The following is a 25,823-nucleotide window of genomic DNA, read 5'->3' on the forward strand; positions in this document are numbered from 1 at the left end:
CAATGATCAGAAATTAATGTCCAGACCGTTACGAAATGCCTTGGCGTTTTCTGCATTCCGCCGGATCGCATCCTGCTCAAGTCTTTTCTCACAACCCCGGGCCCATTCCATCAACTCTTGCGGACGAAGCGCAATTGCACCGGCTGACCGAGTCGCCTCGCGCACAAGATTGTCATTGCTGGCTACTGTCACTTTTCCGGGATCATGGGCCCGACGAACAATCCGCTCAATCACTCCGTCCGCCGTCAAGTCAGAGGGGGCGTAGAGATACTCGAAAGATTTCTTACCGAAGGGGTGCTCCACTTCCAGTTTGTCATTACGGCTGTCGAGCACCATCGCGACTCGGACCGCTTCAGCATCGTGTATTGCGCGGACGATTTCGGCCAACCGATCACAAGCGGCATCCTGCCCCTCCTGGAGAAGGCGACGCAGCGAATCCGTCGCATAGATGACGTTGTAGGCATCAACCAATAAATAGCGGCCTGCTGACATTCCGTCAGGCTGGATAAACAGTTACCGAAAGAAAAGCCTATTACCCGACGATTTGTCTAACGCATCGCCGGATCAATGAAGCCTGCAACTTTCCAGGTGTGGTTTTCCTTTTCCAGCTGAGCAGTGTGCCGCACGCGAATCTCACGGTCCCCCCAAATGCCGGTCTGCCCACCGGAACTTACCCGGGATACCTGCTCCACAACCAGAGACGATGACTTGCCGTCTCTAGCCAGTTTCTGGCTAATCACCTCAAAATAGGTAAAGAGAACCCGTGCGCCTTGGTATACCTTCCGACGCTCTTCATTGTTACGGAAGGTTTCTGCGGCCAGTTCTTTATTGGACACCTTACGAACCCCGTGATGGTCATTTTCCATAACAGCCTTGGCGAAACGCTTGTAAGCCACCACGTCACCACTGGTGTGCACTTTCACGTAATCCAACCCGTAATATCCGGCGGTTAGCGCAAGCATCCAAAACAATAATTTCTTTAGACCTAACATGACTCGTATTCGTTGCAATCAGCATACTTCAGAACACTTCCGAGTAAAGTCGCTAAATGCCATAAATTAGGCTTTAACAATGACTTAGCCTAAAATTAACAAGCCATTAACGCGCCCTAGTCACTGTCACCCGAGCTATCTAAGGTTTACCCCTCAGTCGACGATAGACCATTTTCGACAACTTCGGACAAGCTCTGCTGCAACGAAGATCGGTCGAATTCGCATTCACCTCCGCTGGTCAGATCGCGGACCTTCACCATCCCCTTGGCCAATTCATCCGCTCCGTAAATCAAAACAAAGCGCGCACCGGATTGATTCGCGGCCTTGAACTGCTTGCCAAAGCCTTGATCCTTGAGGGGATAATTGACCCGGTAACCGATGGATCGGAGCATGGCTGCATCCAGCATGGCCGCCTTGCGCTCCTCGGGCCCACCAATGACCAGCATAAAATCAGGAGCATCCAGAATCTCGGGGAGCAAATCTTTTGACTCCAAAAGGTCTACGAGGGTCACATCCCCCATGGCAAAACCGACAGCCGGCATATCCGGACCTCCGAGCTTTTTGACCAGCGCATCATATCGACCGCCACCGGCAAGGGCGCGTCCCTGGCCGCTGGCTTCAAAAGCCTCAAAAACAAAGCCGGTGTAGTAGGCCAGTCCACGTACGATGCCCAAATCAATTTTAAGATAGTCCGAGAGTCCTGCTGACTCGATGTTTTCCATCAACAAGGTCCAATCCGAAAGGCGTTGCTCCGCCGCTGTCTTGCGCTCCCCTTCCAGCGGCAAACTTTCGATAAAGGCCCGCAGAGTATCAAAATCGTGGATGGCGATAACACGCTCCACTTTTTCAAGAAATTGCTCTGCATTCGCGCCGATAATAGGTATCAGTTTTTCGAGGGCCTTGGCTCGGTCCGTCCGTTCCAGCTTATCCACGATTCCCAACACGTCTGCACTGGCAGCTTCATCCAGACCTTCCGAGGCCAGCATGAGCAGCCATAAGTCGCGGTCACTCAGGCGGACCTTGAAATCAGTATGATTGAGCCCGAAGGATTGTAATGACTGGACCAACTGGCAAATCAGCTCGGCATCAGCGGCGGGGCCGGGCTCACCGAAAATATCGACATTAAACTGATAGAAGGCACGCAGGCGCCCTTTCTGCGGCCGTTCATAGCGATAGTGCTCACCGATGTTGAACCACTTGACCGGTCGCTTCAAGCTGTTGGCTTTTGCCGCAATCAAGCGGGCAAGCGAGGGCGTCATTTCCGGGCGCAGCGCCACGGCGCGTCCCCCGCGGTCCTCAAAATTGAAAAGCTGGCCGACAATTTCCTCACCGGACTTCTCTATGTAAAGTTCCAGCGGCTCCAGAACCGGTGCGTCATACTCGCTGAAACAGTAGGCGCGCGCAACCTTGCGCCAATGCGAAAAGATGTAGTTTCTCCGGCTGCAGACTTCCGGATAAAACTCCCTGAATCCGGGTAGCGATTCAAATTGCATGTCGTGCCTTTTCGGCGGGGTTGCTCAAGATTCAGCTCCCGGCTTCAGTCGCATCCACATCAAGATCCGCCAGATTGGCTTTGAGCTCTTTACCTGCCTTGAATTTGATGACAGCACGCTTCGGAATGACGACATCCGTCTCCGGCTTGTTGGGGTTGCGCCCGATGCGGGACTTACGGATTTGCACCTCAAACACGCCGAAATTGCGCAATTCCACATTGCGGCCCTCGCTCAGGGCCTTGGCAATCGCATCTAGCGTAAGTTGCACAGTTTCACGGACTTCCTTCTGCGGAAATTCCGTTTTTTCATAAATGTCGAGGACGATATCGCGTTTGGTAAGATTCTTGGACATGCTCTGATTACTTCTAGAACTTGCGAATGGAAAATCAAAAGTTATTGTTGCTGCGATACTTCTGATGGGAAATAGCCTGTCAAACCAGAAACATGAAAGATAAAGAACCACCCAACCCTTTTGAGGAAATTCAGAAACAACTGAAGGACCTCTTTAAAGATACCAACGTCAAAGTATCCACGCACGCCTACGACCCATCAGGTGAGACGGAGGACGACGAAGCCTCGCCCCCGCCTTCCGGGTACGACAAAAACGAGGAGGCGATGGAGCTAATTCGCAATTTTCGCCTCAAGCCGAAAGAGATCCGGGATCACCTCAATCGATTCGTCATCCGGCAGAACGATGCTAAGAAAGTCCTTTCCGTTGCCATCTGCGACCACTACAACCACGTGCGCCGGCTCCTCAGTGGCAAATCCGGCATGGCGACTGAGTACACCAAACAAAACATCCTGCTTCTGGGACCCACCGGTGTCGGTAAAACCTATCTGATCAAGAATATCGCACGACTGATCGGCGTCCCCTTCGTCAAGGCGGATGCCACCAAGTTTTCCGAGACCGGCTATGTCGGCTCGGATGTCGAAGACCTTGTGCGGGATCTGGTCAAAGCGGCCGATGGTGACATCGAACTGGCGGAAAACGGCATCATTTTCGTGGATGAAATCGATAAAATCGCCGGCGAAGCCGGCGCTGGCGGCCGGGATGTCTCCGGCCGTGGTGTGCAGATCAACCTGCTCAAACTGATGGAGGAAACGGAAGTGAACCTCTTCAGCCCCACCGACATGATGTCGCAGATGCAAGCCGTCATGGAAATGCAGCGTGGGGGTAAGCCCAAAAAGCGCACGATCAACACAAGCAATATTCTCTTCATTGTCAGCGGCGCCTTCGACAAGTTGGCGGAATCGATCAAAAAGCGTGTGTCCAGCAACGAACTGGGATTCGGCGCTGCTCGCAGCGCAGCGGACGAGGACACCGCGCTTTATCTGAATCAGGCGGAAACACAGGACTTCATCAAATACGGCTTCGAACCCGAGTTTATCGGACGCGTGCCGGTTCGTGTCGCCTGCAGCTCTCTCTCTGCCGACGATTTGGCACATATCATGACCACCTCGGAAGGCAGCGTTCTCCACCAGTACCGTGACGATTTCAGTGGATACGGCATTGATTTCGATATTACACCGGAAGCGATTGTCGCGATTGCCGAAGAAGCGAGCAAGGAAGGCACGGGGGCCCGCGGACTTTTGACCGTATTGGAACGCATCTTCCGGGACTTTAAATTTGAACTTCCGTCCACTGCGATCAGGCGCTTCGAAGTCAGCCCGGCGATGATCGCCGACCCAACAACCTACCTAAAGAAATTGAAAGAGAACAACGCCCACCTTCAGCACGACGTCTACGTTGACGACATCAAGCACTACTCCGTATCTTTCGAAAAAGCCCACGGGTTCACGCTGGAGTTCAAGCCGCTGGCTATCGACGCCTTGATCAAGGAGTCGACCGAGAAAGACCAGACGATCCAATCCCTCTGCGAGGAGAAGTTTCGGGACTTTGAACACGGCTTGAACATCATTAACCGGAACACCGGACAAACCGTTTTCAAGATCGGCAAGCTGGCCATTGAGGATCCCGACAAGGAACTATCCAAATGGGTGGTCCGCAGCATTGAAACGGTGAAACGGGAACAGCAGTCCTAACAGGAATCCACCCATAATTCCTGACACTCTCACTTTCACTCTCACTTTCACTTTCAATTTTCATGCCAGAAGGTAAGGCGGTTAGCCAAATGTTTGCCGGTATCGCGGGGCGCTACGATCTCGCCAATCATCTACTCAGCGGAGGTATTGATTTCTACTGGCGTCGAATCCTTACCCGCAAGGTGGAGGCTTTTGCTCCGAAAGACGTTGTCGACTTGGCAACGGGTAGCGGCGATGTGGCCTTCAAGCTGCGTGACCGCCTCGGCACGGAAGTACCGGTTACCGGCCTCGACTTTTGTGAACCGATGCTCGATGAAGCTCGGGAGAAGCGACAGAAGAATCCCCTCTACCGTGACCTCCGCTTCGATTTTGGCGACTGTATGGCCCTGCCTCTGGAGGACAATTCAATCGATGCCGTCACCATCTCTTTCGGCGTGCGCAATTTTGAAGACCGCCAAAAAGGGCTGAAGGAAATTCTACGGGTCCTCCGTCCCGGCGGGCGCCTCTACGTGCTGGAATTTTCCCAGCCCGATCGCGGGTTCCGTCCAGTCTATTACTTCTATCTCAAATATATCCTGCCCTGGGTGGCTGCCATCGCGACTGGGGACAAAAGCGCATATGACTATCTCGCCGGAACCATCGAGAACTTTCCCACGAAAGAAGCGCTCGCCGAGCAGCTTAAGCTGGCAGGTTTCGAAACAGTTGATGCCGACGGGCTGACCTTTTCCATTGTTGCGATTCACGAAGCAACCAAGGCCAGTCCGGCAGTATCCGGGTCGCGTGAATAAAGCTGCCAAGACTTCCAGCATGCCTCGTAGCACAGGCACCCCGTCTGTGCCTTTACGCAAGAGACGAAGCGGTGTGTCTAATGTTAAAATCTGCTGAGGAAATCTGTTATTATTGAAGCAGGTGGCAATCAAAGGCACTCCGCCTACGCTCAACGAGGCTTCCGTCTTCACTGGGTTACCCCGGACAAGACGGCGTGACATGTATCGTGCCATCGCGACAAGTAATCATTCTGATCAAGCTTTTTTGCCAGATGGGGTGAGCAGGCGCATTGGTCATTGCCTCTCAGTGTGATATTAAATTAGCTGCGCTGATGAAACTCGAACAAGGACAAATCTGGAAAACCAATCCGGAAACCCACAGCCACAACGGGAAGCCGCTCTATCTTCGGATCGTCCAACTCGAACGTTTGTCCGTCGACTACAAAGAAATGCACGACCCCAAAACCGGCAATGGTCAGCATAAACACGCGACCAAGAAACAATTTTGCCGAATGATAAAGGGCGCCGAGCTTTCAGAAGGCTAGCTCAGGCTGAGCGAAACTACGTTCTCGATATGCCGCGTGTGTGGAAATAAGTCGAAGGGCTGGATACGGGTGATCTGATACCCCCCCGCGATAAATTCCTTCAGGTCACGTGCCTGGGTGGCCGGATCACAGGAAACATAAACCAGCCGCTGCGGGCGATAGGCGAGTAGTTGCTGCCGGAAGCTTTCGTCACAACCCTTCCGGGGCGGATCGATGACCATGGCAGTTTCTCCGGCCGGAAATTTCAAGCCGTTGAAAATTGCTTCGGCCTTACCGATCACGAAACGGGCATTCTTCACGTTGCTGATTTTGGCGTTGGCCTGCGCCCAACGGACCGCAGGTTCGCTGATCTCGACACCGGCGACTTGTTCAAAATTTTTCGCCGTGGACAATGCAAAGAGCCCCACTCCACAATAAGCGTCCACCAGATAGCGGGCACCTTCCGAAGCCGCCTCGGCGGCCACATACTCGACCAGCTCGGGCAGGATGTAGGGATTATTTTGGAAAAACTCGCCCGCCTTAAACTGAAAGCAGACCTCGCCCACGCGCTCGGAAACGATCTCCTGCGGATCGGTGACGACTCCTTCGAGAACATGCCGCATCAGTAGCGTACCGCCACGCTTACGGCGTTTTTTACCTCCGGCACGACGGGCTTCTTCGCGCGCTTCCGGCAGAGCCTCGTTGATCGCTTCCGTCGCGATGGGGCATTGCTGGACGTCAACGATCTGGTTGCGCCGCCCGTATTGCAGAAAGCCGATCGGTTGGCGCCCTTCTTTGTCCGGACGATTGTAATGCGGCGTAATCTTGGAACGATAGTGATAGACCTGCGGGGAGCCGTGGGCCAATTCAACAGGATGATCAATCCCACCGAGTTTTTGCATCAATTCTTCAACATGACCGGTCTTTTCCTTCAACTGCTGCCCGTATTCAATATGCTGATACTGACAGCCACCACAGGTTTGGTAGAGCGGACATTTGGGCTCCACCCGTTCCGGAGAAGGTTCTATGACCTCGATCAGATCCGCATCGGAATAATTTTGGAAATTTCGAAAGATCCGCGCCCGTACCTTTTCACCGGGAATCACATAAGGCACCATAACGACCCATCCGTCGACGCGCGCCAGCCCCATCCCCAGGTTGGTGAGGCGTTCGATGGTTAATTCCAGCTCTTGGTGGTACTCGAAGGGTTCCGCCACGAAATTTTTTGGCACTTGCATCCGCATGGCCTCGACTATGCAAAAGCATCCTGCAATAAAAAAAGTTCAACCAGCGATGACCGAGCCCTACATTCAAAGCCGCCAAAACGACCAGGTGAAGAATCTGGTCAAGCTGCGCGAGCGAAAGCACCGGGACCGGCAGGAGCGTTTTCTGGTGGAGGGCCTGCGCGAAATAAGTCACGCCATCGGAGCGAACTACCAGTTGGAGGACCTCTATTACTGCCCGGAATTCTTCCCCGGAGAAGACCATGCCACATTCATCAGCAAAGTACGTCAAAATGACACCCCTCGCCTGACACGTTTGAGCGAGGAAGCCTTCAGCAAAGCCAGTTTACGCGAGGGATCGGACGGTTTACTCGCGGTGGCACGACAGGAAGGGACCGCCCTCTCCCAATTGAAGCTGCCGGCTGCGCCTCTCCTTCTCGTCCTGGAAGGCATCGAAAAACCGGGAAATCTGGGAGCCATCCTGCGTAGTGCGGATGGTGCTGGAGTCGATGCCGTCATTCTCGTGGATTGTGTGCTGGATCTCTACAATCCGAATGCGATTCGCTCTTCCCAAGGACTTGTATTTGCCCTGCCTATCGTTCAGGCGGAAAAAGATACTTTGGCCAAATGGCTGAGCGATCACTCCATTCTGATGCTTGCCTCCACACCGGACACGAAGCTGATGCATTGGGACGTTGACATGCGCGGACCGACCGTCCTCTTCATGGGAAGCGAGAGTCACGGTCTCAGTGACTACTGGCTGAAACGTGCCACGGAAAAGATCCGCATTCCCATGCAGGGCCGGGCTGATTCACTCAATGTTGCCGCAGCTACCGCTGTTTGCCTGTACGAAGCCAGACGCCAGCGGAAAAACAGCTAACTTATGTTTTTATCCTGACGGACCACTTCAAGAATGACCTCACGAAGGTTCCTGAGCTTGACCGGTTTCGGAAGAAAATAATTCATCCCCGCGCGCTTGAATTTGCTTTCGTCAGAAAGCGTATTGAAGGCCGTGACGGCAACGATCGGAACCTTGGTGCCAAACTCCCCGGACTCACCGTTGCGCAAGGCAATCGCCGCGCTGACACCGTCCATGATCGGCATATCAATATCCATTAAAATCATGTCGTAAGAACTGTTTGATTGGCTGACCAAATCGAGGACCTCCCGGCCGTTGGTCGCAAATGTAGCCTCCTGCCCCATGTTTTTAAGCACCGTAGACATAAGACTACGGGCGATCGGATCATCTTCTGCGACAAGGATCGACAGACTCATTGGCAATTGCTTGACCGCTTTGAGCGGTTTCGTCTTGGTCTCAAATGACAGCCCACCGATGGGCATTTTTTCGGTAGGCGAAGCTTTCATGCTTTCCATTTCAAAAGAAATCAATGTTTCCACCCCACCACTGACTTCATCAGGCCGCGAAAACATTGCGCCTCTATATTTTTCCAGCAGTAAAGAAGACACCGCCCAGTAAAGATACTCCATCTTGATGCGGGAATGATTTTCACCCGTCGTCAGACCGCCGGCCGTGCGTATGTTTTTTCGGCGGTCTTCTGAGTAATTCTCATATGGGTTTCGCATGCGAATACGCATCTCGCCGTCGCTACACTCCCAACTGATCGTCAGCGGCTTCGTCCCGGAAGGAATGTTCACCAGGGAAACACACTCCAAAGACCCCAAAATCGCATTTTCGACAATATTTTTCAAGTGATCGTAATCCCCGCGCAAGCGAGTCACCCTATCCTGATGCTCCAATTGAATACTTAAGCCACGCAAACCTGCTCGGAAGGAAAGATGGCGCTTAATTTGCTCCATCAGCTCAAAGGGGCTGACCCATTCCCGGTACTCAGGCAAATCCTCCCATTCCGACTGTATTTTGGAGTGGTTTAACATCGCCGTGATAACGGAAAGCATGTGCCGGGCACAGCCTTCGATAGCTTCGAGGTCGTCATCATTACGCTCTTGGTTGAGCATCTGGGCTATCCCCAGCAAACCGTTCAAAGGAGTACGCAACTCGTGTGAAAGCGTCGCGAACATCGCATCCGAGCCAACCCGGCTAGCTTCGCTGACGATAATCGGACGATCGTCATCCCGGGGTTGGACTGAAAGGTCTGATCGAGCCGTCCTTAATTGAGACCACAGTATGATAACCGCAACCAACAGACCAATAAAAAGCAAAGCGCTGACCAGCGTGATTAGGAGTAGTGGGGACACGCGAAAAACAAGAAATGAGATCGAATCTTGGGTCAAATCCTAAGGAATTTGTGCGCGGCTAAAACCCACGCTCTTTAAGATCGCTTATGGTCTGGTTAAGCGCGTCTTTCATCGTGTACCCCAGTGCAACTCCCAAGTCGTGCTCTGCCTGCGCACAATCAAAGTAATGATCCTTCGCGAGCTCGACCGCCACGAAACGGGTGATTGGAGGTTCGCCGGACCTGTTGAACAATTTCCAGACCAATTCGCCCACACCTCCTGCCGCATAGGCCAAGGGCAGAGGAATCTTTTTTGTCAGTGGCGGGTGTCCGAGTCCTTCCAGTACCTGATTCAACCAAGGCCAGATTTCGACCGGTTGTCCCTGCGAAATAAAATAGGCCTGCCCGGCCCCGCGCCCGGAATCGAGTGCATCGAAGGCGGCGAGATGGGCTGCCGCCACGTCTTTGACAAAAGACACATCCACCCGGTTGCGGCCGTCGCCTACGATTTTCAAACGCCCGGCTTTAACGCTCTCCACCACGCGGGGCAGCAGATGCGGGTCTCCCGGCCCGAAAACCAGATGGGGCCGCAGTGCGACCACTTTCAACGAATCCGTATTGGCAGCCAGTACTTCCTGCTCGGCGATTGCTTTGGTATGGGCGTAATGACAGAGCCAGTTCTTCCCATAGGGCAACTCGTTCCCCTGCCCCCTGAACGGTTGACGATTAAAGACCACGCTGGGCGTGCTGGTGTAAACCAGACGAGTGACCCCGTGCGCCTGACAGGCTTCGACCACGTTTTTGGTGCCGACGACATTGGCCTGATAATAGCTGTCCCATGAGCCCCAAACCCCCGCCTTGGCCGCAACATGAAACACCGCGTCAACTCCGGCAACGGCATCGGAAACAGACTGATTATCGGCAAGATCGCCACAGATAACCTCAACTCCCTTTGCTTCAAGCTTAGGCTGGGGAGAGCGCCCCAGACTTCTCACCGCATAGCCACGCGCAAGCAACAGATCGACAATATACCCGCCGACAAAGCCGCCCCCACCGGTCACTAAAATCTTCATGCCCTGAATTAGAAGAAGCCAACAAGCGAGTGCGAGCCCCGAGTCATACCAATTCTTTGTTTCACTCCGCTCATGCTCCTTCTATCGCAGAGGCTCAGGCTTCAATTTTCCATTGAGTACTTCTCCGCAAGCGACAAGCGATGAATCTTCGCGTTGTGCCGCACATCGACGGGGAACGATTTTTCGAAAAAGAATCGCTCAATACACTGTGTCACCGCGTTTGCTCGAGCCAGTTGTCCAAGCTCTGAACAGAATTCTTCCTTATCCGCTTCGCTCGATGGATAATGCCCTGGTTCGGGCTCAATCACGACAGCCGGATGACCACCGCCGGTATCGATCAAGGCCGAGCGATAAACTTTGGCATGCTGGTTAAAAATAGCCTCGCAGCAATCCGTGTAGAGGGGACCGTTTTGGGTCAGCACCCGCTCGACCATGCGACCACAAAACCAGATACGGCCCGCTGCGTCGAATTTACCAAGGTCCCCCATGCGGTGCCAGTGCCCTTCGCCATCTGCAATTTTTGATCGGGCATCCGCTTCCGGAAGCTTGTCATACCCCCGGGTCACCGAAGGCCCTTTGACAATCAGCTCACCCACTTCTCCAGCATGAAGCACTTTCGACCCCTCGATCGACTCGATGGGGCCATTGGAGGCTTCAATCACTCTAACCTCAACCCCGGGCAAAGGCTTCCCCACACAAGTGCCTTCTCCCCGACGGGTTTGTGCAGCCGTATGCTTCAGCACTTCACTGGCAGATATGGAACTTACCGGCAGGGCTTCGGTGGCGCCATAGGGCGTATGAATCTCCCCGTTCGGAATGACCGCCTGCATTCTTTCCATCAAAGCCGGCGGAACGGGGGCACCGGCCATCAGGATACGTTTTACACTCGGTAAAGTCACCTCCCGCGCCTCGCAGTAACGAGCAATTATTGTCCACAGCGCGGGTGAACCGAAGCTGTTACTCACTTGATTTTGCTGGATGGCGCGGACGATTTTTTCCGGATCGACCGTCGCCGGACGGCTCGGATTCATTTCCGGGACGATCGTGCACATGCCCAGAGCCGGATTGAACAGAGCAAAAACGGGAAGCATGGGCAAGTCCACCTCCCCCGGCCCAATCCCATACTGCGAGCGAATGGCTTCGACCTGGGCCATGAACATCCCATGTTCATAAAGAACGCCTTTGGCGGGTCCGGTCGAACCGGATGTGAAAAGTATGGCAGCAAGCTCGTCAGACGCCGAATCGGCCACGGGATAAGCATCCCCCCGTGCATCCGATAACAACTTCCGGGAAAAACCGCGGTTCACCGTTACCTTGACGCGAACGCCAGCAAAGCTCGAGCGGAAGATGCGCGAAATCCAGATCGCAGCCGGTATGCCGACAATGGCTTCAGGACGGGAATGTCGCACACATTTCAAAAACCGCCTCAGGCCCATTCCTGGATCGATCACGATGGGAACGGCCCCAATTTTAAAAAGCGCAAAGACAATCCGGATCAAATCCAAGCCGGGCTTCACCATAAGCAGCACGCGGGTGCCTCGACAGACACCAAGTTCAGACAGGTAATGCGCGACTGCCGATGCGTCAGCCTCCAATTCGGCAAAACTTCGGGAAATATATTTTATCGAGCCTTCAGCCTCACGACCATCGGGTGCACGCACAGCAGGACCGTCCGGCTGACGACGGGCCTGTGCGGCAAGAAAGTGAGCAACGTTGTGCGGCATGGCCCCGAGGAAGAAGGAATTTTGAAAAGGTGGAAAGCCTCAATCGCCAACCTGACGCGTCGACGTCGCAGGCTCATGGTTCTGCCGGCAAGGGATGAAAGATCAATTTTGGAGAAACTGAGTGTGCCGATCAAAATCCTTGACCTGTAAAGGCTGCGCTTGCGCATGCCTGGATGCGCAAAAATTCATACAAAGCCTATATACGGGAAAACCTGAACAAAAAACCCGATGTATCGGTGTTATTCGGCCTTGGAATACTGGCATGCGCAAGCGCAGCTCCACTGATGATACAAAAAACGGCCACCCCGCGAGGAGTGGCCGTTCGTTGATTGCTAGAGAATTCTCTCCGTCAGGCTTAGAGCGCTTCAGCACCGGATTCGTCGGTGCGGATACGAATCGCACTTTCGACCGGAAGGACGAAGACCTTGCCGTCTCCGATCTTGCCCGTCTTGGCGGCCTTGACGATTGCTTCCGTGGTCTTCTCGGAGTCGGCGTCATCAACGACGATCTCGATCATAACCTTGGGAAGGAAGTCGACGGTGTATTCACTGCCACGGTAGATCTCGGTGTGGCCTTTTTGGCGACCGAAGCCTTTTACTTCCGTGACTGTCATACCTTCGATGCCGATGTCGGCGAGAGCTTCTTTAACCTCTTCAAGTTTGAAGGGCTTTATAACTGCTTTTACCAATTTCATAATATTATTCTGTAATGGTTGTGTGGTTAATTGGCTAGGCGAAACTTAGCGGGAGCTCGCTGCGAAATCAGGATAAGCTTCCTGGCCGTGCTCACCGATGTCGAGACCTTCAGCCTCTTCCTCGGGAGAAACACGAATACCGATGGTTACCTTCAGGATACCGAAGAGGATAATCGAGAAGATGAATGCAGCGGCGGAAACGGCAAGCGTACCGATAAGCTGTGTCATGAAGACAGCACCACCGAAAATACCGACAGCGATAGTACCCCAGATACCACAGACACCGTGTACGGAGATGGCACCAACCGGATCGTCGATCTTAATCTTATCGAAGAAGATAATCGAGAAGACGACAATCACACCGGCGATAGCGCCGACGATGATGGAAGCACCAGGCCCCATGGCATCGGCACCGGCAGTGATACCGACAAGACCGGCAAGGATGCCGTTAAGCGCCATCGAAAGGTCGGGTTTCTTGAGGAAGACCCAGGAAACGACGATCGAAGCGAGTGCGCCTGCGGTTGCGGCCAGAGCGGTCGTGGTGAATACCAGACCAAGACCAGCGGGGTTGGCCGAAAGAACCGAACCACCGTTGAACCCGAACCAGCCGAGAAAAAGGAGGAAGACACCAATCGTCGCCAGCGGCATGCTGTGACCGAGAATCGGCTTGATCTTGCCGTCGACATACTTGCCAGCGCGCGGTCCGAGAATCATCACACAGGCCAGGGCAGCGAAACCGCCGAAAGCGTGAACCACAGTGGAACCGGCGAAGTCGTAGAAGCCACCTTCAAGGCCACCGAGCCAGCCACCACCCCAGTGCCATGAACCGACAACCGGGTAAGCGATCGCAACGAGCAGTGTAGCGAAGATCATAAAGCTACCAAGTTTCACACGTTCAGCAACAGCACCGGATACGATCGTTGCGGCAGTTGCGGCAAACATGGCTTGGAAAATGAAGTCACCGTAAGCGGTCATGGCGAGGCCGACACCACCGTAATCAAAAGTGTCCATACCCGGACCGCTGAGGTCACCGATGAAACCACCGATAGAGAACCAGCCGTTGAAATCTCCGGGATAATGCGTGTTGAAGCCGATGACGGCGTACGAGATGATACCAATCGAGATGATGAACACGTTCTTGAACATGATGTTCACGGCGTTCTTCGATTGAGTCAGACCCGATTCGAGTGTGGCGAAGCCGAGGTGCATGATGAACACGAGGGCCGCAGCAATCACAGTCCACAACATGGAGGTTGTGAAGAAATCGAATGCGTAGGCGTATTCGCCTTGAGCTTGGAGCAAGGCGAGGTAGTCACCAGCGAGTTCATCTCCAGATGCAACAGCCGCTTCGGCTGAAAGCACAAGAGTCGCAGCAGCTTCTTCAGCTGCCTCGGCTACTTCAGCGACTTCCTCCGGCATGTCCTGTGCGCCGAGCGTGCCGGACGTCAGAAACGCCGAGCTGCCAAGCAGCAGAGCGAGAAGGTATTTTTTTATCTTCATTGTATTATTTTGTCAGGTTATTGCTTTTTTAGATTTGGGAGGGAGCGGATGAGTGAGGCTCCTACCGGAACGCGAAAACGCGAACACCACATCTAAGCAACCCCTGTGCCAACTGAACCTGACCCGATCACAGAAGCGTCAAAAAGCCTCTTCCCAGCCGATACAATGAGAGCTTTAAAAATCTTTAAGTCCTAATAAACAGATACTTATAGATTTTTGTAAAATTTTGCGTAATTTTCGCAATCTCTTTGGATCCCGACCGTGCCTTCCCCGTTCTCTTGCAAACAAAAACGAACTGTTCCCAACGACCTGTGCCGAAAGTTGATACCGCAACTCACCGCAACCGGGGTGCCTGACTACGCCACGAAAATCAGCTCTTCAGGAGCGCCGCGTAGCCCTCGCGGTAGGACCTGTATTTCGGCTCCCAACCCAGTTGAGCTCTGGCTTTTCGGTTGGAAACGATTCGATCCGGCATACGTCCGCCCCGCCGCTTCAACCGTGGCGGAATATCGTTGGGATCGAATTCCGGGACCGGCAATCCAAGCCGGTCCGCCAGGAAGGTCAGCACCGTCTCTTTGGGCGCAGCCTCGTCATCGGCGATATTATAGACGCCGGAGGGGGCCCTGACCGCCAGTGCCACCAGGACTGCGCTCACGATATCGTCGCGGTGAATCATATTCATATGATAATCGCCCCGGCCAGGAATCGTGCCGCGTCGCTCTTTTAACTGATTGAGCAGAAAGTGTCGCGCGGGCCCGTAGATACCAGCCAGGCGAAAGACATACCAGGCGCCGAATAACTCGGCATGCGTTTCAATCAAATGCTCGGATTCGATCAGCACTTGTCCGGTGGCAGGGGCGCCGGAAGTCTCCGTATCTTCGTCCACGACCACGCCGCCATCCTGTGCATAGACGGAGGTGCTGCTGGTGTAGAGGTAGCTACGTATCTTTTGGGTTTTCGCCCATTCGAGAATGCGCCGCTGACCCTCCACGTAGGACTTATGGTACCCGTCCAACCCGCCACCTGCGGAGCTGACACAATTGACCACCGCGGCATAACTTTCCCGCAGTTGGTTTTTCCAATCCTGAGAGTCCAAGTCGGCCACAATGACTTCGGAGACGCCCAGCGCCCGAAGCTCATCCGCACGCTCCGGATTGCGGGTGAGTGCGCCCACCCGAACCCCTCGCTGGATCAAGACCGCCGCCAGAGCAGTCCCGACATAGCCGCAGCCAAAGATCATAACTGATTCGGGGAAGTCGCTTTTTTCTGTGTCTTTTGATGTCATGCTTGTCGAAAAGGATAAGCTGCGACAACATCCCGCTTTTATGCAAACCGCAAAGCCAGAAAATGTCCGTGCCTATCTGCTCGATCTACAGGATCGAATTTGCGCTTCGCTTGAAGCTGAGGACGGCCGGGAGCACTTCCAGGAAGAGACCTGGCAGCGGGAGGAAGGAGGCGGTGGCCGCTCCCGCGTCATGGAAGGGGGAGCCGTCTTTGAGAAAGCCGGGATTAATTTCTCCGACGTTCGGGGAGCCCAACTCCCAGCCTCCGCCACAGCGGCACGCCCCCAACTGGCCGGAGGCAGCTTTCGCGCCATGGGTGTCTCATTGGTTTGCCATCCGGAGAATCCGCACGTGCCCACCACGCACATGAACGTGCGCTTTTTCCACGCCGAGCCGAAAGAAGGCGAGCCCGTCTGGTGGTTCGGCGGCGGCTTTGACCTGACTCCCTACTACGGCCGCCGCGAGGATGCCATTCATTGGCACCGGACCGCCAAAGCCGCCTGCGACCCCTTTGGCGAAGAAATCTACCCCCAATTCAAACAGCAGTGCGACGACTATTTCTTTCTGGCTCATCGTAACGAACCGCGCGGCATCGGCGGCATTTTTTTTGATGACTACAATGACGGCGGTTTTGAGAATGCCTTTGCCCTGATGCAATCGGTGGGGGACCATTTCATTCCGGCTTACCAACCCATTGTTTCCCGCCGCAAGGGTGACCAGTACAGCGAGCCCGAGCGAAAATTCCAGCTTTACCGCCGCGGGCGCTATGTGGAGTTCAATCTGGTTTACGACCGCGGCACCCTATTCGGCCTCCAGTCGAAGGGCCGCACCGAATCGATCCTCATGTCACTCCCACCCCTCGTCCGCTGGGACTATGATTGGCACCCCGAACCGGGCAGCCCGGAAGCCGAACTTTACGACGTTTATCTAAAACCCAGCGACTGGGCAAGCAAGGTTGTTGGTTGATTGTTGTTAGTTGACTGCTAGAACCCACCCAAACAACCGCCAACGAACAACACCTCTCATGACTCCCCGCGAACGATTTCTTGCCGCCGTCCATCAGGAACCGGTAGACCGCCCGCCTATCTGGCTGATGCGCCAGGCCGGGCGCTATCTGCCGGAATACCGCGAGCTGAAAAAAAAGCACGATTTCCTCACCATGGTGCGGACACCGGAACTGGCCACCGAGGTCACACTTCAACCGCTCAAGCGCTTCCCCCTGGATGCCGCCATTATCTTTTCCGACATCCTAGTCATCCCGGAAGCACTGGGGCAAGGCTATCACTTCCGGGATAAAGGCGGTATCGGAATGGACTATCTTCTGGATAGCCCCGAAAAAATCGAGAGCCTCGATTCGACCAACATGGGGGAAAAGCTCGGATACGTGGGCGATGCCCTCCGCTTGACCCGTTCCAAGCTGGGCGAAGACACCGCCTTACTCGGCTTTTGCGGCTCCCCCTGGACCCTCGCCTGCTACATGCTTGAAGGCGGCTCGGCGAAGGACTTCACCGCGATCAAACAGCTCGCGCTCGGCCAGCCCGATCAATTCGAAGCTCTCATGCGAAAGCTGAGCGCTGCCATCATCGAGTACCTCCACATGCAAATCGACGCCGGGGTGGATGCCGTGCAGATCTTCGACTCCTGGGGCGCCATTTGCCCGGACAACCACTATGAATCCTGGTCGCTGCGCTGGATCCACCATATCGTTCACGAACTCAAAGGACGGGCCCCCGTCATCCTCTATGCCAAGGGCATGGGCCACAAATCCGCCGACCTCATGCATACCGGGGCAAAGGTCATCAGCCTCGACTGGACGATCAACCTCCGTCGTGCGCGGCAAACCATCGGCCACGGTGCTGCCGTTCAAGGCAATCTCGACCCGGTCATTCTCACCACCACTCCCGAAATCACCCGCCGCGAAGCGCGACGCGTGCTCGAGGATGCCGGCCGCATGCCCGGTTACATCTTTAATCTGGGGCACGGCATGATCCCGACCGCAAAAATCGAATGCGTGGAGGCACTGATGGAAACTGTGACCGGCCGGGCAAACGCCTAGGCAGCCGGACCTTTCAGACTTTGCGACGCAGGGCGAGAACTCCGCTGGCCACAGTCAACAGGAAGGCGACAGTGCTCGGCTCGGGCACGGGGTTGGCGTCGATGAAAGTTTGTATCCCATCATTGCCGTTCGTATCTTGGTCGTCGTAATTGCCGACATAAGTTGCACCTAAGATGGTCGAACTATTTCTGATGTACCAATTTATCCCGACGATAGTGAGTCCTCCCTGCGAATTTTCGACAAACAAGGGAGCTCCCGAATCGCCGCCTTGGAGCATGGCCTCGTAAGTTACACCCGAAGCCCCGTCATCTGTAGCCTCGAAGGCGCTGCCTGTGCCCCCGGGGGCCGTAACACTCGATTGAAAACCGTCCAGAACGTTGCGACCGACCGCCATATTCTGACTCGTCGGCCAACCGGTTGGCGAGCGGCCCAGGATATAGGCGTTTGCCCCGTTGTATGGGGAGTTTTGCAGGTCACCGTTGTTTACAATGTCCTCCGTTGCGAAATCGTAAAAAGTAAACCCCGAAGGAAGCGCACTATCCAAGGTACCAACCAGAATATCCGTGCCCTGGATTTGCTGTCGGTTAGAACTGATCGTCCGATTCACACTCGTTCCGTTCGGATCGTTACTTGCGTAAAAGGTAACAGTGGATCCTACAGCTGGATCGGCGTGGTTTGCAGTGATGTAGACATTTTCGCTTATCATCGTCACCCAACCGGCACCACCCGAACCTGTCCCGTTGAAGCCAACACCGGAAAGGTCAAACTGGTCCGCGACAAAACTGTTGTCATTGGCGAAACGGTCATTCGTCAAGGTGTCGTAGTTCGCAATCTGAATCGCAGCGAGCGGCGAGACGAACGTCAGCAACAAGAATCCGCTCCTCGCCGCGGCACCTAAGGAAACCTTTGCCTGAACCATAGAATGAAAATAAACAGACCGGCTTCACCGTCAACGGGCAAATCCTTTTCTCGTCCTTATTTAAACTCTGTTTATTCTACCAGTCCTTGTTGTCACGGCGACAAATGCAATCCTCTCGGCAGCCCTGTCAGATTGTAACAACAATACATCCGGTCGATTGTAGCAGGGCAAACTCCTGCCTTTGCCTTCCGAGCTATGGTGGCCAGGTGCCGCCCTGGCTCAACCTGCCGATCGCCTTGCCTCAAAAGCGCGGGATTCGGCGCAAGTTACGTGTCGGGCGACAAGTCGAACCGACTACAGAAAAATTAGATTATCCCTTTACGAATCGCCGTCGCGACTGCCGCCGCGACGTTAGGCACCTGCAACTTTTCGTAGATGTTCGAGGTGTAGAGCGCGACCGCGCTGTAACTGATGCCTAGCTTCTCCGCCACCTCCTTTTTGACCAGGCCCTCGGCCATGAGCTCAAGCACTTCACGCTCCCGGTCACTCAAAAGTCCTGACTCCAGCCCTTCGTCCTCACGAAAGGCAGCCAAGACGTGGCGCGAGAGCTGCGGATCGATCACGCTCCCGCCATCATTGACCTCGCGAATGATGCGCCTCAAATCAGCCACCGAGGTATCCTTCAGGACGTAGCCGACCACGCCTAATTTGATCGCTTCCAGGACCGTGCGATAGTCGTCATTACTCGTCAGCACGACGATAGCTGAATCTGGAGCACGTTCCCGTAGCATAGGAACCAGCGATAGTCCGCCCTTTTGCGGGATTTTCAAATCGAGCAGAATAACATCAGCCTCTGGTGGCGCATCCGCGCTGTAGGCACTTTCACACGAGCCAGTCGTCGCGTAGGTCTCGACACATACCATGTCTCCACTCAAGCCGATGATTTCCAAGAGCGACTTCGTGTAGGCTTTGTTATCCTCGACGAGGACAATGCGTATTTCCTGATTCATCGAGCTTAGCAATTTTTGAACTTGAGTGTAACCTGTGTGCCTCGCTTGGCTTGACTGTCAATTTTCAGCTCTCCCCTCAACATGGTCGCCCGTTCTTCAAGGCGTCGGCAACTCTGCTCGTCTTGGGAAAACCCGCGACCGTTGTCAATCACCTCAAGAATTTGCACCCGGTCCTCACGGCGCGTTTTGATCGTTACTGCCGTGGCTTCTGCATGCTTGATAATGTTGTTGAGCGCTTCCTTGTAGAAAAGAAGCAGGTTCCACTTGGTCGCCGGATCGAGGGCATTGAAACTGCGTGTGTTCTCCAATGAGAAGATATGTGGTATCGTGCCAAGAATCTGATCGGCTACCCGCGTAAATTGCTCGGCAATGTCGCTCGAGTGGTTTTCAGCTTCGATAAATCGGATGAAGTTCTTGGTCTCCTGATAGGTCAGTTGGGCGCTTTCTTGCAAGTTTCCCAGCAGGCGGGTCTGAGCCGAACTGGGCTCCCGGATACTCTCCGCCAGCAACTCCGTCGTGTGCGCCATGCTGCTGACATTGGCTCCGATCTCGTCGTGCAGGTCGCAGGCGATCCGCTCCCGCATGCGCGCCGCCCTGCGTCGTGATGCGACACGGACCAACCAGACGAGCTGAAGGAGAATCAGGATCAAACCGATCGCCACCAGAACCACCGTCCTGAAGCGCTGCGCTTCTTGAAGCTGCGCTGCGTTCAACTCCCCACGCAGAGATTGCAACCTGTCTTCCAACTGCACTCTTTGCTTGAACTGTGTGAGCCATTGCCGGAGGGGAAGAATCTGGCCCTCATTGCTGCGGCCGTCGGTCAGGCTCGACACTCTTTGTCGATCCCCACGACGGAGACCCTCCGCGCGAAGCGGGATACCCCTTGAAATAATGTCACCCGCACTGAAGACCTCCACTTCGCTGAGGGCAATGCGGGGGACTCCGCGCGACTGATCCCGCATAAAATCTCGAACGCCTTCACTTAGTTCAAACCGAACATATTGGGCATCGGTGGGCCGGGTGCGGCGCATGAATGGCCCCGCCCCGGGCCGATAATTCAAATTCATATTCTCGTAAATCACCTCCGCGCCTGAAAAATCTGCCGAAATTGCAGCCTTCACGCGGATGGCCCGAGGAAAGCCCATGGCCGTCGTCGGCGGGAAGTTATGCTGGATCGCATGCACCACGGGCCAGAGGCGGAATTCATCGACTCTGTAAACCTGCCCCAAGTCGAAATCCAATGTCAGCTTTTTCAGACCGAACCCATCGATATTATTTTTCGGATCTTCCAAATTGTGGAACAGTGGAGAGAAAAGGGTAAAACCATCGGTCAGGCACTTCGTGGACCAGCTAAAGCTGAACTCGTTGGAAGACGTTGCCTTCACCTCCGAGTTGAGTGCCGCATTCCGGGCACCGGCGAAGGCATAGAGCTCGCTGAAGGCGACGATGGAGTTGGAACGCCACCAGGTGGTATTTTTCCCCGGCTCGGTGATGGTAATGCGCAAGCCGGTCGTCGTTACCGGTTCAGGACAGGGAAAGAACTGCGGGTCGACTCCCGGCACCGGGTAATCGCTTTCACGATGATCGGCGATAATCTCGGCTTGCCCGTCCGGCAGCAAGCGCTCGATCATAAAGCGCAACGGAAATCCCCAGGACTGGATCTCATTCCGCTGATCTTTAAAGGAGGATGGCATCAGTGCGACGAGATCGACCACTGCCGGCTCCGGAAATGTGATTTCGATTACAAACGGCAACTCCGGCTCTTGATGCTGTGCCGAGCTAAAGCCGAGAGTCCATGGACTCACGTTGACGGGAAAAACCGGCAAATCGATCAGCTCAATCTGAACCGCCTCCATCTCTTCCCGGATCGGAGCGGTCAGCGAGGGAAAGATCGAAAATGCACTTAACAAACCCGGGAAGAGGGCAAAGGCACAAAGCACAACCCGTTTCCAGTAAAAATGGATGGTGTTTCCGAGGGATACTGGTGGCGCATAAAACCACCTGAACTGCGCTGATGTAGACAAAACCCGTGACTGCCTCTCAACTTGCCCCGTTGGAACAAATTGGTCGAGCCCAGAAGCAATTTTGGTCAATTGACCATATTGGCATACACCTACTCCCATGGTAGTATGTTTTGAAATCCGTTCTCAATAATAGATGAATCCTTTTTGACTCCAAAAATCCATATGATGATTAATACCAAACGTCGCATATCTATATTTGTTCTCGCCGCAACTTTGGCCACCGGCGTTAATGCAGTTACGCTTGTATGGGATGGCGGCACTGGGAACTTCACTGATAGCAACTGGGACGACGGCACTTCCCTGCAGACTCATCCAAGTTATGGCAGCGGTTCTTTCGACACAGTTATTAATACCGGCACTGTTAATGGCTTTACCAATAGCAACACGGCAGACTTTACCAGTGATGATACTCTTACCATTAGCGGCGGAGCCGTTGTTGAAGGCGACTTTCTAAGGGTTAATAACACCAGTAACACAGAAAACGTGATCACGTTTGAGTCAGGAACCATCAACCTGTCATCTTTCAATGCCTTTCGGTCAGGCTTTGGAGGCTTCCTCGGCCACCTGAATTTCACGGGCGCTGCTGATTCGGCTACGGTGACACAGTTTGACCTTACCGGTACAACCAACCAAAAAATGGCAAACAAGATCGGTGCTGACGGTGGCGTCGGTAGTTTCTTTGCCATTGATGGCACCATGGTCGCATCTGGAGTGAGTTACGACGGGACAAACCTGACAGAAGTAAACTCAGGACTTGCCTCTAATGCCGTCAACGGCCGCTATTTTGAGATAACTGAGTCCGGCGGAGCGCAGACACTACACCTGCGGGCCATCCCCGAGCCGAGTGCGCTCTCATTCTTTGCGCTGGCACTAGGCGGCACACTGCTAATTCGCCGCCGCCGATAGTAGGTTACAGTATGCTTTAATTGCGTCCCGCTCTGGCTTTTGCCGGGCGGGGCTTTTTCAAGCCCGGTTTCACTCCATAAAATACTCATCCCTTTATGGAAAAGATCCCGCTCTTACTTGCCGCGACATCATTCGCCCTCATGCTGGCGCCCGCGAAAGCGGCCTTGGTGGCCCACTACGAGTTTGAGGAAACCAGCGGCACCACACTCGTCGATTCGGCAACCAACAGCTATGACGGCACAGTCGTCGGCAACGGCGATCTCAATGTGTCCGGCATCATCGGCTCCGCCTACGAGCCCGGCGGAAACGGCAGCTACGGACGTGTCACCGACGGCGTGAGCAACTTCAGCATCGGTGGCAACAAGGCCCGAACACTCTCCTTCTGGTTCAAAACTCCAAGCTTTGGCGGCACTGCCGACCAACACCGTATGCTCGGCCTCGGTAGTTCAGGAACGGCGACTGCATTCAACATCGTCGCCGAGAGCGGCACCAATGCCGGTGGCTCCAACCGAATCGGTCTACGCTATGGCAACGGCAACGTTTACTTCAACGCAGACAATAGCGGCACTCCTTTCGCCACCGGCACCTGGTATCACGTGGCCGTGGTCTATGACGGGACCACCCTCGACCTGGAGCCCATAGGCTCGAGCTCCGACAGCACCGGACTAACTGTTTATGTTAACGGCACTGAAGTCGACACCGCAGGTGGCAACTTGAATAACGCGACTCAAGCACTGAACACCTCGACCACCGATTTCGGCTTTGGAGCCAATGCTGACGGCAGCCAAAGTTCATACCCGGGCTTGCTCGATGAGGTTCGCATTTATAACTCTGCACTGAGTGCTTCCGAAGTCGCGACTCTGGCCTCCGAAGCAGGAAGCCTCCCGCAGATTCAATCCTTTACGGCAAGCGAAACCCTGGTCGAAGAAGGCTCGGTTGTCATGCTCTCCTGGTCCGCCTCCAACTATGACACACTGGTCATCCAGCCCGGCAATATCGATGCCGCCGCCTTGAGCACGGACGGCAGCGGATCGACGGAGATTACGGTCAACGAAACGACAACTTACACCCTAACCGCTAGCGGCGACAAAACGGATCTGAGCCAAAGTGTCGAAATCGTCATCTTGGGCGACGATCTTCAACTTTTAGACAAGGTGGGCCGCTCACTCTGGACGGAATGGTATCGACCGGTGGATCAGCCCGTCTTCTCCACCACAGACGGGAATAATCACGATCCGATCATCTTCTACGAGCCAAGTGGCTCCACTTACAAATACTACCTGATCATCAGCCACGAGCCCTCGAATACCTTTCTCTGGGGGACCAATACTTTTTCCTGGAGTAGCGATGACTGGACCTTGATTGAAGGCAACTATCAGATCAACGGGCAATACGAGTACGACGACGGTGTTAAAGTCGGCGACACCTACTACGTCTATGAAAACGGAAGTGTTCTGACTTACACCGGCGACCTCCTGAATTCGAGCGGCAACTGGACGGTGGCCGGCAGCTTCCCAAAGTCTGAAGCGGATGATATTGGTGTTTACTACGAAGATGGCCTTTTTCATATCTTCGGCGAGCATGGCAATTTCCCTTACGGCCCCGACGGCACCAGCCTGGCGCACTATACCTCAACGACCGGTATCGGAGACTGGACCCTCGTCGACAACAAGGCGGTCGATCCGAATCCCGACGGAGGGGATACCTACGGGGTCGGCGACGCGACCATCGCCAAGATCGACGGAATTTATTATCTCTTCTGTGATCGTGAGCAACAGGGGGTTCCTTATCGCGTCACGGCATGGCGCAGCACGGACATCGACGAACCCTTCAAATATCTCGGCGTGGCCCTGGCACCGCGCTCCGACGAAACGGATGACTGGGACAACCACCGCATCCAGGACGCCGAGATTCAATACATCCCCGAGCTGAAGCGATTTATCATGGTCTGCAACATGAGAGACCTTGACGGAGATCCCGGCCCGGGGAACACGCGCGTCGTCGGCACCTTCTACTCCAAATTCACCGATGGCGGCTTCGATGCTTTCATGCAGGGCTTCAGCAGGCTATCGGGTAATGACGTGCTCATGAGCGCCGACCCTGACGGCGACGGCTCACCCAACGCCGAGGAATACGCCGCCGGCACCTTACCGGATAATCCAGGCAGCAGTCCGGCCATGGAACTTATGTTCTTGGAAGATGGGGAGCTGTCTTATCCAACAATTACCTTTGATCGGATCACCGCCGATCCGCAAACCATTCGTATGGGGTTGGTCAGCAACCAAGGCAGTCTCAATGTCGGCACCTTCCAATCAGCGGACGGCTCGGAAAGCACGTCCGAAGCCAGCGACATCGGCGCTTTCTACGAAAAGGTCACTTTCCGTTCCAACACAGCCGTCAGTTCGTCCGACTCGCAATTTCTACGTATCGAGACGACCATTACGACGAGTCCTTGAGCAAAGTTTAGAGGAAGGCAGCGGACAATGACTTTACCCGGTATTTTTTCCCAGAGCCCCACCCTCGGTAAGCGAGGCCATCTTGGCCTTCAGCGCTTCCATAATCGCTGTCCTATCGTCCGGGTTCTCCGCGATGCAATTGACGATAGCGCTGCCGACGACCACGCCGTCGGCGGCTTGAGCCACGGTGCGCACATGATCCGCATTGGAAATTCCGAATCCGACGACGACCGGCAGATCCGTGTGCTGCTTGATCGTGGCCACCCGTTCCCGAATGCCCTCCGACATTTCCGCCTGTTCGCCGGTCACGCCCGCGCGGGAGACGTAGTAAACGAAGCCGGTCGTGGCCTGGCATATCATGGACAGACGTTCGTCGGGTGTGGTCGGCGCCACGATGTAAACCGTCTTCAGGCCGTGCTTTTCGCAGGCGGCCAGGTGTTCCGCCGACTCCTCGGGCGGCAGATCAAGGGTGAGCAGCGCATCGGCTCCGGCGGCTTTAGCGGCTTTGGCGTAGGCCTCGCTCCCCTTGGCAAAAACCAAGTTGTAGTAAGTGTAGAATACGATGGGCACTTCGCTGAATTCGCGGACGCGGCGGACCAACTCCAGTACCTTCTCACCGGTCATTCCGCTTTCCAGCGCACGCTGGGCGGCCAATTGGTTGGTCAAGCCGTCTGCGAGCGGATCGGAAAACGGGACGCCCAGTTCCAGCACATCGATGCCCGCTTCAATCAGAGCGCGACAGGCCTCCAGAGAAGTCTCCATATCCGGGTCACCGGCACAGAGATAGGCCACAAAAGCGGCACGGTTCTCGTCCCGGGCTTTGGCAAAGGCATCTGTAATTCGCGAATCACTCATACCGGTATGAAGGTGGGTAGCTTAGAGGGTGTAAAGTTGGAAAGTGCGCAATTCAAATTACCTAAAACGAGCCCTTTTAGGGGCAACTTGACCGCTGCATCGCTTTTGACACGGTTGGTGCAATCGCTTTGTTAAGTTATCCGTAA

At 54.6% G+C, this 25,823-nt stretch carries 23 protein-coding genes; 8 read left to right on the forward strand and 15 right to left on the reverse strand.

The window, feature by feature from the left end; all coding sequences use genetic code 11:
• Window positions 1-6: 6 nt before the first annotated feature.
• The 4 genes from DDZ13_RS05660 to DDZ13_RS05675 form a co-directional block, all read right to left on the reverse strand.
• Window positions 7-492: an NYN domain-containing protein gene (locus tag DDZ13_RS05660; protein ID WP_110130463.1), complete on the reverse strand. Its 486-nt coding sequence runs from the start codon at window positions 490-492 to the stop codon at window positions 7-9.
• Window positions 493-548: 56 nt separating this feature from the next.
• Window positions 549-962 carry a hypothetical protein gene (locus DDZ13_RS05665; RefSeq protein ID WP_110130464.1) on the reverse strand — a complete coding sequence of 138 codons (414 nt, stop codon included), beginning with the start codon at window positions 960-962 and terminating at the stop codon, window positions 549-551.
• A 176-nt stretch (window positions 963-1,138) separates the two neighbouring features.
• Window positions 1,139-2,485, reverse strand: a complete 1,347-nt coding sequence (gene hisS, locus DDZ13_RS05670) for a histidine--tRNA ligase (RefSeq protein WP_110130465.1) — start codon at window positions 2,483-2,485, stop codon at window positions 1,139-1,141.
• Window positions 2,486-2,516: 31 nt separating this feature from the next.
• Complete coding sequence (locus DDZ13_RS05675; protein ID WP_110130466.1) at window positions 2,517-2,837, reverse strand: HU family DNA-binding protein; 321 nt, start codon at window positions 2,835-2,837, stop codon at window positions 2,517-2,519.
• Window positions 2,838-2,929: 92 nt separating this feature from the next.
• On the opposite strand from DDZ13_RS05675, the gene DDZ13_RS05680 reads away from it, so the two are divergent.
• The 3 genes from DDZ13_RS05680 (at window position 2,930) to DDZ13_RS05690 (ending at window position 5,840) form a co-directional block, all read left to right on the forward strand.
• A complete protein-coding gene (locus DDZ13_RS05680; RefSeq protein ID WP_110130467.1) occupies window positions 2,930-4,528 on the forward strand; it encodes an AAA family ATPase in 1,599 nt (532 codons plus the stop codon).
• Between the two features lie 62 nt (window positions 4,529-4,590).
• Window positions 4,591-5,316 carry a bifunctional demethylmenaquinone methyltransferase/2-methoxy-6-polyprenyl-1,4-benzoquinol methylase UbiE gene (gene ubiE / locus DDZ13_RS05685; RefSeq protein WP_110130468.1) on the forward strand — a complete coding sequence of 242 codons (726 nt, stop codon included), beginning with the start codon at window positions 4,591-4,593 and terminating at the stop codon, window positions 5,314-5,316.
• Window positions 5,317-5,627: 311 nt separating this feature from the next.
• Window positions 5,628-5,840 (forward strand): hypothetical protein, encoded by a 213-nt coding sequence (locus DDZ13_RS05690; RefSeq protein WP_110130469.1) that lies wholly within the window; start codon window positions 5,628-5,630, stop codon window positions 5,838-5,840.
• Here DDZ13_RS05690 and DDZ13_RS05695 read toward each other — a convergent pair.
• Window positions 5,837-7,057 carry a class I SAM-dependent RNA methyltransferase gene (locus DDZ13_RS05695; RefSeq protein WP_233246091.1) on the reverse strand — a complete coding sequence of 407 codons (1,221 nt, stop codon included), beginning with the start codon at window positions 7,055-7,057 and terminating at the stop codon, window positions 5,837-5,839. The two genes, DDZ13_RS05690 and DDZ13_RS05695, sit on opposite strands and share 4 nt — an antisense overlap.
• Window positions 7,058-7,112: 55 nt before the next feature.
• On the opposite strand from DDZ13_RS05695, the gene DDZ13_RS05700 reads away from it, so the two are divergent.
• Window positions 7,113-7,922: a TrmH family RNA methyltransferase gene (locus DDZ13_RS05700; RefSeq protein WP_110130653.1), complete on the forward strand. Its 810-nt coding sequence runs from the start codon at window positions 7,113-7,115 to the stop codon at window positions 7,920-7,922.
• Here the strand turns inward: DDZ13_RS05700 and DDZ13_RS05705 are convergent.
• The 6 genes from DDZ13_RS05705 to DDZ13_RS05730 all read right to left on the reverse strand — a co-directional run bounded on the left by DDZ13_RS05705 (window position 7,919) and on the right by DDZ13_RS05730 (window position 15,513).
• Complete coding sequence (locus DDZ13_RS05705; protein ID WP_146209257.1) at window positions 7,919-9,259, reverse strand: hybrid sensor histidine kinase/response regulator; 1,341 nt, start codon at window positions 9,257-9,259, stop codon at window positions 7,919-7,921. The two genes, DDZ13_RS05700 and DDZ13_RS05705, sit on opposite strands and share 4 nt — an antisense overlap.
• 58 nt (window positions 9,260-9,317) lie before the next feature.
• Window positions 9,318-10,310, reverse strand: coding sequence for an NAD-dependent epimerase/dehydratase family protein (locus tag DDZ13_RS05710; RefSeq protein ID WP_110130472.1), 993 nt, complete (start codon window positions 10,308-10,310; stop codon window positions 9,318-9,320).
• 101 nt (window positions 10,311-10,411) lie between these two features.
• Complete coding sequence (locus tag DDZ13_RS05715; RefSeq protein WP_110130473.1) at window positions 10,412-12,034, reverse strand: fatty acid CoA ligase family protein; 1,623 nt, start codon at window positions 12,032-12,034, stop codon at window positions 10,412-10,414.
• A 355-nt stretch (window positions 12,035-12,389) separates the two neighbouring features.
• Window positions 12,390-12,728 carry a P-II family nitrogen regulator gene (locus tag DDZ13_RS05720; RefSeq protein ID WP_110130474.1) on the reverse strand — a complete coding sequence of 113 codons (339 nt, stop codon included), beginning with the start codon at window positions 12,726-12,728 and terminating at the stop codon, window positions 12,390-12,392.
• 45 nt (window positions 12,729-12,773) lie between these two features.
• Window positions 12,774-14,228 (reverse strand): ammonium transporter, encoded by a 1,455-nt coding sequence (locus DDZ13_RS05725; RefSeq protein WP_110130475.1) that lies wholly within the window; start codon window positions 14,226-14,228, stop codon window positions 12,774-12,776.
• 370 nt (window positions 14,229-14,598) lie between these two features.
• Complete coding sequence (locus tag DDZ13_RS05730) at window positions 14,599-15,513, reverse strand: NAD-dependent epimerase/dehydratase family protein (protein ID WP_110130476.1); 915 nt, start codon at window positions 15,511-15,513, stop codon at window positions 14,599-14,601.
• Window positions 15,514-15,553: 40 nt separating this feature from the next.
• On the opposite strand from DDZ13_RS05730, the gene hemF reads away from it, so the two are divergent.
• Both hemF and hemE read left to right on the forward strand, forming a co-directional pair.
• Window positions 15,554-16,477, forward strand: coding sequence for an oxygen-dependent coproporphyrinogen oxidase (gene hemF, locus DDZ13_RS05735; RefSeq protein WP_110130654.1), 924 nt, complete (start codon window positions 15,554-15,556; stop codon window positions 16,475-16,477).
• Window positions 16,478-16,535: 58 nt separating this feature from the next.
• Window positions 16,536-17,567: a uroporphyrinogen decarboxylase gene (gene hemE / locus DDZ13_RS05740; protein WP_110130477.1), complete on the forward strand. Its 1,032-nt coding sequence runs from the start codon at window positions 16,536-16,538 to the stop codon at window positions 17,565-17,567.
• A 13-nt stretch (window positions 17,568-17,580) separates the two neighbouring features.
• On the opposite strand, the gene DDZ13_RS05745 is transcribed toward hemE, so the two are convergent.
• The 3 genes from DDZ13_RS05745 to DDZ13_RS05755 form a co-directional block, all read right to left on the reverse strand.
• Window positions 17,581-18,438: a PEP-CTERM sorting domain-containing protein gene (locus DDZ13_RS05745; RefSeq protein ID WP_158279806.1), complete on the reverse strand. Its 858-nt coding sequence runs from the start codon at window positions 18,436-18,438 to the stop codon at window positions 17,581-17,583.
• A 353-nt stretch (window positions 18,439-18,791) separates the two neighbouring features.
• Entirely contained in the window at window positions 18,792-19,436 is a 645-nt protein-coding gene (locus DDZ13_RS05750) for a response regulator (RefSeq protein ID WP_110130479.1), read from the reverse strand.
• Window positions 19,437-19,441: 5 nt separating this feature from the next.
• Window positions 19,442-21,460: a sensor histidine kinase gene (locus DDZ13_RS05755; RefSeq protein WP_158279807.1), complete on the reverse strand. Its 2,019-nt coding sequence runs from the start codon at window positions 21,458-21,460 to the stop codon at window positions 19,442-19,444.
• A 162-nt stretch (window positions 21,461-21,622) separates the two neighbouring features.
• Here DDZ13_RS05755 and DDZ13_RS05760 point away from each other — a divergent pair, with 162 nt between their 5' ends.
• Window positions 21,623-22,366: a PEP-CTERM sorting domain-containing protein gene (locus DDZ13_RS05760; protein WP_110130481.1), complete on the forward strand. Its 744-nt coding sequence runs from the start codon at window positions 21,623-21,625 to the stop codon at window positions 22,364-22,366.
• A 95-nt stretch (window positions 22,367-22,461) separates the two neighbouring features.
• Window positions 22,462-24,822: a LamG-like jellyroll fold domain-containing protein gene (locus DDZ13_RS05765; RefSeq protein ID WP_110130482.1), complete on the forward strand. Its 2,361-nt coding sequence runs from the start codon at window positions 22,462-22,464 to the stop codon at window positions 24,820-24,822.
• Window positions 24,823-24,855: 33 nt separating this feature from the next.
• Here the strand turns inward: DDZ13_RS05765 and trpA are convergent, their stop codons facing one another.
• The gene (trpA, locus tag DDZ13_RS05770) at window positions 24,856-25,677 is read right to left on the reverse strand and encodes a tryptophan synthase subunit alpha (protein ID WP_110130483.1); all 822 of its coding nucleotides are present in this window, start codon (window positions 25,675-25,677) and stop codon (window positions 24,856-24,858) included.
• Window positions 25,678-25,823: the final 146 nt, after the last annotated feature.

Source organism: Coraliomargarita sinensis (assembly GCF_003185655.1).
GTDB classification, from domain to species: domain Bacteria; phylum Verrucomicrobiota; class Verrucomicrobiia; order Opitutales; family Coraliomargaritaceae; genus Coraliomargarita_B; species Coraliomargarita_B sinensis.

Coding starts and splice junctions, on each gene's coding strand:
- DDZ13_RS05660 (WP_110130463.1), bottom strand. CDS start 492: ATGTCAGCAGGCCGCTATTTATTGGTTGATGCCTACAACGTCATCTAT.
- DDZ13_RS05665 (WP_110130464.1), bottom strand. CDS start 962: ATGCTTGCGCTAACCGCCGGATATTACGGGTTGGATTACGTGAAAGTG.
- hisS (WP_110130465.1), bottom strand. CDS start 2,485: ATGCAATTTGAATCGCTACCCGGATTCAGGGAGTTTTATCCGGAAGTC.
- DDZ13_RS05675 (WP_110130466.1), bottom strand. CDS start 2,837: ATGTCCAAGAATCTTACCAAACGCGATATCGTCCTCGACATTTATGAA.
- DDZ13_RS05680 (WP_110130467.1), top strand. CDS start 2,930: ATGAAAGATAAAGAACCACCCAACCCTTTTGAGGAAATTCAGAAACAA.
- ubiE (WP_110130468.1), top strand. CDS start 4,591: ATGCCAGAAGGTAAGGCGGTTAGCCAAATGTTTGCCGGTATCGCGGGG.
- DDZ13_RS05690 (WP_110130469.1), top strand. CDS start 5,628: ATGAAACTCGAACAAGGACAAATCTGGAAAACCAATCCGGAAACCCAC.
- DDZ13_RS05695 (WP_233246091.1), bottom strand. CDS start 7,057: ATGCAAGTGCCAAAAAATTTCGTGGCGGAACCCTTCGAGTACCACCAA.
- DDZ13_RS05700 (WP_110130653.1), top strand. CDS start 7,113: ATGACCGAGCCCTACATTCAAAGCCGCCAAAACGACCAGGTGAAGAAT.
- DDZ13_RS05710 (WP_110130472.1), bottom strand. CDS start 10,310: ATGAAGATTTTAGTGACCGGTGGGGGCGGCTTTGTCGGCGGGTATATT.
- DDZ13_RS05715 (WP_110130473.1), bottom strand. CDS start 12,034: ATGCCGCACAACGTTGCTCACTTTCTTGCCGCACAGGCCCGTCGTCAG.
- DDZ13_RS05720 (WP_110130474.1), bottom strand. CDS start 12,728: ATGAAATTGGTAAAAGCAGTTATAAAGCCCTTCAAACTTGAAGAGGTT.
- DDZ13_RS05725 (WP_110130475.1), bottom strand. CDS start 14,228: ATGAAGATAAAAAAATACCTTCTCGCTCTGCTGCTTGGCAGCTCGGCG.
- DDZ13_RS05730 (WP_110130476.1), bottom strand. CDS start 15,513: ATGACATCAAAAGACACAGAAAAAAGCGACTTCCCCGAATCAGTTATG.
- hemF (WP_110130654.1), top strand. CDS start 15,554: ATGCAAACCGCAAAGCCAGAAAATGTCCGTGCCTATCTGCTCGATCTA.
- hemE (WP_110130477.1), top strand. CDS start 16,536: ATGACTCCCCGCGAACGATTTCTTGCCGCCGTCCATCAGGAACCGGTA.
- DDZ13_RS05750 (WP_110130479.1), bottom strand. CDS start 19,436: ATGAATCAGGAAATACGCATTGTCCTCGTCGAGGATAACAAAGCCTAC.
- DDZ13_RS05760 (WP_110130481.1), top strand. CDS start 21,623: ATGATGATTAATACCAAACGTCGCATATCTATATTTGTTCTCGCCGCA.
- DDZ13_RS05765 (WP_110130482.1), top strand. CDS start 22,462: ATGGAAAAGATCCCGCTCTTACTTGCCGCGACATCATTCGCCCTCATG.
- trpA (WP_110130483.1), bottom strand. CDS start 25,677: ATGAGTGATTCGCGAATTACAGATGCCTTTGCCAAAGCCCGGGACGAG.